2 protein-coding genes are annotated in these 2,546 nt (G+C 48.3%); both read right to left on the minus strand.

Annotation, left to right across the window (positions count from 1 at the left end; genetic code table 11):
* Nucleotides 1-249 precede the first annotated feature (249 nt).
* Entirely contained in the window at nucleotides 250-2,181 is a 1,932-nt protein-coding gene (locus AC3DOM_RS17395; protein WP_487920304.1) for an aldehyde ferredoxin oxidoreductase family protein, read from the minus strand.
* Nucleotides 2,182-2,222: 41 nt separating this feature from the next.
* On the minus strand, nucleotides 2,223-2,456 hold the full coding sequence (locus AC3DOM_RS17400; protein ID WP_487920305.1) for a MoaD/ThiS family protein: 234 nt from the start codon (nucleotides 2,454-2,456) through the stop codon (nucleotides 2,223-2,225).
* Nucleotides 2,457-2,546 lie beyond the last annotated feature (90 nt).

The following is a 2,546-nucleotide window of genomic DNA, read 5'->3' on the forward strand; positions in this document are numbered from 1 at the left end:
CTTTAAATATGACACATTTGGCGGGGGAGGAATAATTCTATAGGGTTTGGGAAGCGGCCAAGCCGCTTCCCAAACCCAAATAACTCCGTCCCCCCTTCGCGAAGGGGGGACAACAGGAGGGATGGGATAAATTTTCAATTGTAAATATAAGTTTAGGATCTATATCAAGTATCAAAAGAAAAATCGTATACCATGAACGAACGAGCGCCAAGTGATGAGAATATCTATCAATAACTATCTCGTCTTATCTTAAGCCAACTGGTCAGCAACCCAGCCCAAACCCAACTCATCCAGCTTGGATCGGGTCGGAATACCGGTCTCGACATCCCAACTACAACGCTCGAAGTACATATCCAGAGCAGACTCAAATTCAGCTCGGTCAATTTTCCAACCATCGCTCGCGCCGCCTTTGAGTGGTTTGAAAAGTTTTTCAGGTAGCACATCATTCTTACGGTCAAGCCCCTCACGGACATTGAAAGCCCGCATCATATTGAGGCGCCTCTCACCCACTTTCTGGAGCTCGTCAAAGCTGACATCTTCCCAGCCAGTTACAGCACGCACAACCTCAACCATATCACTTGGGCCATAAAGTTGCCAGGCCGGGCCATAAACAAATTGACATAAATTCAGGCTGTCCATGGCGCTGTACATTTGCTGTGTAGCAACGGTGAAGTCAATTTTCTCCTTATTTAGAGCGCGGGCTTCTGTCCCTTCGGTAAAGCCTAAAACAGCCATACGCTCGGCATAAAACTCGAAATCATCCTCAAAGGCAGGATCGTGTTCATGTGTTTGATGATCCGCGCCATAGGCATTTGTAGCATAGACCACAGCCAGGGAGCGTTTAACACGAGGCATATGTGCCGGTGCTTCCTGTCCCTTAAAGGTGATCAAATACGCCTCAGTACCACGTCCAATTTTCTTAGCCGCGCGCTCGGAACCCTCAGCCAGCAAATCTCCAAAGCCCTCCCGCCTGGCAATTTTCTCCGTTAATTTGACCATCGAATCAGCATTGCCCCAGGTCAGGTCAAGACCATCTGTATCATCCAGTGTCAGTTTACCTTCGTTGAAGGCCTCGTATGCCCAGGAAATTGTCGCGCCGCAGGAAATGGTATCCATGCCATATTTATTGCAGATTTCGTTGGCTTTGCTGATCGCAGCCAGATCGTCGATCCCACAGTAATTACCAAAGGTTGAAGTCGTTTCGTACTCGGGACCACCATAATGCGGATTAACTTTGTAGGGACCATCATTAATCTCCACCACACGTTTGCAGCGGACTGTACAGGCATAGCAGGTATCTCGACCCTGGCGATCCTGTTTCCCTTCAGCCGCACCCCTCAGAATGGTATCGTACATCGTAGTGCCGTCAATAGCTTCCCAGTTCTCGAAGACCCCACTGTTGTAGTTATAGGTGGGCAATGTCCCAGATGTTTGGTTTGCTCCAGTTGTTTCAGCTGTACCATACTTGGCAAGCCCGGCAATACCGGAATCTTCCAAATTTTTAGCTCCCCATTTAGCCAATTCACTGAGCTTAGCCTTGTCGGCAGCTACCGGGCGTTTCTTTCCTCTCACAGCAATTGCCTTCAGGTTTTTAGAACCCATCACGGCACCCATTCCCGTGCGCCCATTTGCACGATTAGACATACTGAAGATACCGGCAAAACGGACAGCTTTTTCTCCGGCAGGGCCAATTTGTAAAACTTCGACTTTGTTGTCACCAAGTTCTTCTTTGATGGATGTCTCCGCCTCGCCAGTGATCTTCCCCCAAAGATGCGATGCATCGCGCAGCTCGTACTTGCCCTCGTTGATCGACAGATAAACCGGTCCCTCAGATTTTCCCTTAATCACGAGGGCATCGAATCCGGCAAACTTGAGCTCTGCAGGCCAAAATCCACCGCCTTGCGAGTCGCCGATGGCACCGGTCAGTGGAGATTTGGCAGCCGCAGTCATGCGACTCTGACCCGAAACGGCTGTACCGGTCAACACACTGAGGGCCAAAACCAATACATTTTCAGGCCCAAGAGGATCTACACCGGCAGGCATATCCTTGAGCAAATAGTGCATTGCCAAAGCACTTCCCCCCATATATTTGCGGTAAAAGGCCTCATCAGGCTCTTCCACCTGAAATTTCCTGGTTGTCAGATCTACATGCAAGATTTTTCCGTTATAGCCGTATATCATAATTCTCTCTCCTTTGTTGATGCTTGGTGCGGCGAGATATTCTATCCACCGCTTATTGAAGAAAATATCCTTACTATATCACCATCCTGCAACGGGTATGCTTTATTCGTTTCATGAGTACCATTTACACTGATAACCACTTTGCGCTGGATGTCCAATTCACCGAGCAGATCCGCAAGCATTGCCCCTTCATCAAAATGCATGACTGCGCGCCCCTTTGCACTGGCTGGGAGCTTTTCTCGCAAGATCGAATAAAGTTGCAGGTTGATTTTCAATATACCTAAATCTTTCTTTTTAATGGATTGGCGAGTAGCCTAAATTTTCCATCATCCACCTAACACCTCTACCAAATATTCCTCGCAGAT

The sequence above is a fragment of the Candidatus Desulfolinea nitratireducens genome (assembly GCF_982879505.1).